Source organism: Aquicoccus sp., from assembly GCF_041686535.1.
Taxonomy (GTDB): Bacteria; Pseudomonadota; Alphaproteobacteria; order Rhodobacterales; family Rhodobacteraceae; genus Aquicoccus.
The window spans coordinates 1-4,349 of the sequence record NZ_JAWLDS010000158.1 but is presented as its reverse complement, the minus strand read 5'-3'; the positions used below and the strand labels follow the sequence as shown (position 1 = coordinate 4,349).

The window sequence follows — 4,349 nt, the reverse complement described above, 5'->3', positions numbered from 1 at the left end:
CGGATGAAATAGAGCGAGAAGCCGATCAGCAGAGAGGCCAGCACAGCGATTCCGGTGCCGCCGCCGCGTTGGTGGCGCATGGTGAAGGCTGCGCCGATCAGCACCATCGAGACGAGAAACAGGGGCCGCGCCAGTTCCATCTGAAGCCAGACGGCGTGGCGGCGTGGCGAGAACCCGGCCTGTTCAAGCTGTGCGATGACCTGTGGCAGATCCCAGACCGAGATCGCGTCGGGGCGGCCGAAACTGTCGCGGATGCGATCCTGCGTGAGCGACGAGGGAAGGTCCAGTTCGCTGTGGGTTTGTGCGCCGGCCTCGGGGTTGAGGCCGCCGGAAAGCGGCCAGGACTTGGCGTCGCGCATGTGCCATGCACCATCCGCAAGCTGTGCCTCGCGTGCCTCGATCCGGCGCAGCGGGCCGCCGCCCGGCGCATAGGTGATGAAACTGAGGTCATAGAGGATCGAGGCGTCCGCATTGGCCGCGGTGGCACGGATCACGGTCTGGCCCTCGGGTCCGCCCTGGCGCAGCCAGAGCCCCTCGGAGGAGATCGACAGCACGTCGTCACCGCCCGCCACATGCCGCTGGAAGAGTTCCTGATAGCGTTTCGACGTGGCCGAGACGATCGGGTTGAAGGTGCTGACCGCAAGACCGCCGATGAGTATGGCCACCAGGACCGGGGCGGAAAGCGTCTTGAGACCGGAACGGCCCGCCGCGCGCACCACCACCAGTTCGGACGAGCGCGCCAGGCCGATGAAGAGCGCGACAGTGGCGAGAATCATCACCAGCGGCAGGATCGTGTTGAGCCCGCCCGGCGCGCTGAGCAGTGTCAGCCCGACGATGTCGGCGAAACCGGCATTGGTGCTGTCGAGTTTGCGGATCTGTTCGATGAGGTCCACAAGCACCTGGAGCAGGAAGAACAGGAACAACAGCCCGCTGAAGGTCCAGGCGAACTTGCGCGCGAAATAGAGGTGGAGCCTCATGCCGTGGCCTCCGGTCGGGCGCGGCGGGGGGTGCGGCTGCGCGCGGCGAAGCCCAGGAGCCCCGCCGCGGCACCCAGCCCGAGAAGCGGCGCGGCATAGATCAGCGGCCAGAGTTTCGGGTTGGCGCGCACGGGTTCGGTCACCAGCCCCTCGATCAGCTTGAGCATCACCAGAAGAAAGATCGCGCCGGTGATCTGGCGCCAGACGCCAAAGCGGCTGAACGTGCCGGTGAGCAGTGCGGCAAAGCCGATGAGCGCGGCGGCAAGACACAAGAGCGGTTGCGCGAAACGGTTGTGCAGCTCGTCGGCGCTGAGCCCGAGCTGCGCCCCGGCGCGTGCCGCGACCGCGGCCGGGTCACGGATGAGGTCGAGGGTCGTGGCGTGACCCACCTCGAATCTCGCGGTCTGCCGGTCGTCGATCAGGGCGCTGATGTCATAGGAAAAGTCTTCGAAATGCGTGGTGAAAAGCCGTTCGGTTGCGTGACTGTGCGATTGCGACAACCCGTCGATCATCACCAGTTTCGCGCTGTCCCCGTCGCGCACGAGATAAGCCTCTTGCGCGGTATAGGTGAGGCTTTCGCCGGGGCTGCGCCGATCCGACAGGAACACGTCGCGCAGCGCGCCTTCGGGGGTAATCTCGCGGATATAGAAGGTGACGCCTTCGGACGGGTGCAGGAACGTGCCCTCGGTCAGCAGCCGCGCGGTGATGTTGCGCGAGATCTCGATCTCGCGTTCCTTGAGCTGGGAAAGCGACATCGGAACCAGCGCATGGGTCAGAACCGACATCATGCCCGCCACGATCAGCCCGAAGACCAGCACCGGCCGGGCCAGCCGCCAGGGCGAGAACCCGGTCGCCTGCATCACCGTGAGCTCGCTTTCCGAGCTGAGCCGGTTGGTGACATAGACCGCGGCGGCGAATCCCGCCACCGGCAGAACGAGGCGGATCACGCCCGGAAGGGTGAGGGCGGTGAACTCGGCAAAGACCCAGGCGGTCTGGCCGTCGCCGATGAGCGTGTCGAAGAGTTTGACCGCGCGGTTGATCCAGTAGATCGAGACCAGGACGAGGGCGAAGAATCCGAACAGCACCATCAACTGCGACAGCAGGTATCTGTCGAATCTGGCCAAGTCCGCACTCCCCCGGGGCACCATATGGGCAACAAGATATTGGGCGGACATTACAGGAAAGCCGAAGGGATGGTAAACTGCATTCTGGCCAATCGGACAGGCGCGCGCTAGGACTTGCGCATGAGCGAAACCGAGGGAGTCCCACCATGACCCAGTCCGTCACATTCACCTTTGCCGAAACCGATATCGACCGTATTGCCGGCGCCGAAGGCCGCGTGGCGGTGATCGTGGGCGGCGATGGACGGCTCGACCGGGCCGCGCGGCGGGTCAATCGCCTCACAAGGGGCGCGCTGGCACGCATGGTCGAGGGCGAGCGGTTCGGCAAGGCCAAGCCGGGCGAGGTGCTGAGCATGGCCTATCCGGCCGGCATGGCGGCCGAGGCGGTGGACGTGGTCCGGCTCGACCGGCGCTGTGACATCGAGGACGCGCGCAAGGCGGGGGCTTCGCTGGCCCGGTCGATGGGCAAGGCCGATCTCATGCTTCTGGCGGGCAATCATGCGCGGCTTGCCGCACTCGTGACCGGGATCGCCCTGCGGCATTACGATTTCGACCGGCACAGAAGTGCCGATCCCGATCCGCGCGGCGCGGTGACGGTGATGTGCGCCAAGCCGCAAGAGGTCGAAGCCGCGGCGCAAGCGCCGCTGGCGGTGGCCGAGGGTGTGCATTTCACTCGCGACCTGGTCAATGAGCCGGCCAACCACCTGACCACGACCAGTTTTGCCGAACGGTTGAAAGAGATGGAGGCGCTGGGCCTCGAGGTCGAGGTGCTGGACGAGCCGGACCTGGAAAAACTGGGCATGGGCAGCCTCTTGTCGGTGGGGCAGGGCAGCGACAGCCCGTCGAAAGTGGTGGTGATGCACTGGAAGGGTGGCAAGTCGGACGCGCAACCGCTGGCCCTTGTCGGCAAGGGGGTGGTGTTCGATACGGGCGGGATATCGCTCAAGCCTGCAGCGGGCATGGAGGACATGACCATGGACATGGGCGGCGCGGGCGTGGTGGCGGGTGTCATGCGCACCCTGGCGCGGCGCAAGGCGGGGGCCAATGTCGTGGGGCTTGTCGGGTTGGTCGAGAACATGCCTTCGGGCAACGCGACGCGGCCCGGTGACGTGGTACGCTCGATGAAGGGCGACACGATCGAGGTGATCAACACAGATGCCGAGGGCCGTTTGGTTCTGGCCGACGTGATGTGGTATGCACAGGAGCGTTTCGCGCCCGCGGGCATGGTCGACCTGGCGACGCTGACCGGGGCGATCATCATCGGGCTGGGCCACGAGAAGGCGGGTGTCTTTTCCAACGATGATGCGTTCTGCCGGAAATTTCTGAAGGCCGCCGAAGCCGAGGCAGAAGGCGCATGGCGGATGCCGCTGGGCGACGCCTATGACAAGATGCTCAAATCCCAGATCGCCGACATGAAGAACGTGGGCGGACGGCCCGCCGGGTCGATCACCGCCGCGCAATTCCTGCAACGATTCGTCAAGGAGGATTGTCCGTGGATTCATCTCGACATTGCCGGGGTGGCCCGCGTCAAGGAGGACACTGCCTTTGCCCCCAAGGGTGCGACGGGATGGGGCGTGATGGCGCTCAACCGGCTGGTGGCGGATCAATACGAGGGATAACGGGGCCTTATGGGCGATGTCTATTTCTATCACCTGACCCGCAGGCCGCTTGAGGCGGTGTTGCCCGATCTGCTGGCGCGATCATTGGCGCGGGGCTGGCAGGTGGCGCTGCGCGGCACGGATGCGGGACGGATGGCATGGCTCGACGAGCGGTTGTGGCTTGAGCCGGCGGACGGGTTCCTGCCGCACGGGCTGGCAGGTGGGCCGCATGACGCGATGCAGCCTGTGCTGCTGACCACCGAGCCGGCGATGCCCAACGGCGCGGCCTGCCTGATGGCGGTGGACGGGGCCGAGGTGAGCGGCGAAGAGGTGGGCGCGCTCGACCGGGTGTGCATCCTGTTCGACGGCAGTGACGATGCGGCGCTGATGCGTGCGCGAACGCAATGGAAGGCTCTGACCGGGGCGGGCTGCGCGGCGAAATACTGGTCCGAGGAATCGGGCCGCTGGGAGATGAAGGCCGAGGCGGGCGGTTAGGGGGCCGGGTGCTGAGTGCTGTCGCATGAGGGGCAGGCAAAGGGTGGTGCGGTTGCTTTGCCGGGCGGTGTTGCCGTTGCCCGGAACAGCGGCGAAGCCGTCCGGGCAGCGCCCGACCGCCCCCCCCCCGGATGGGCGCTTTTCAACGTCGAACTGCC

The 4,349-nt window shown here is 66.2% G+C and carries 4 protein-coding genes; 2 read left to right on the top strand and 2 right to left on the bottom strand.

Annotation, left to right across the window (positions count from 1 at the left end):
* Both lptG and lptF read right to left on the bottom strand, forming a co-directional pair.
* Positions 1–977, bottom strand: a 977-nt coding sequence (gene lptG / locus ACESL9_RS17190) for an LPS export ABC transporter permease LptG (protein WP_372675315.1), incomplete at its 3' end; no start/stop codon positions are given.
* Positions 974–2,101 carry an LPS export ABC transporter permease LptF gene (gene lptF, locus ACESL9_RS17185; protein ID WP_372609855.1) on the bottom strand — a complete coding sequence of 376 codons (1,128 nt, stop codon included), beginning with the start codon at positions 2,099–2,101 and terminating at the stop codon, positions 974–976. The genes lptG and lptF, both read right to left, overlap by 4 nt.
* A gap of 146 nt (positions 2,102–2,247) precedes the next feature.
* Between lptF and ACESL9_RS17180 the strand changes: the two genes are divergently transcribed.
* A complete protein-coding gene (locus ACESL9_RS17180; protein ID WP_372609857.1) occupies positions 2,248–3,717 on the top strand; it encodes a leucyl aminopeptidase in 1,470 nt (489 codons plus the stop codon).
* A 9-nt stretch (positions 3,718–3,726) separates the two neighbouring features.
* Complete coding sequence (locus tag ACESL9_RS17175; protein WP_372609859.1) at positions 3,727–4,191, top strand: DNA polymerase III subunit chi; 465 nt, start codon at positions 3,727–3,729, stop codon at positions 4,189–4,191.
* Positions 4,192–4,349 lie beyond the last annotated feature (158 nt).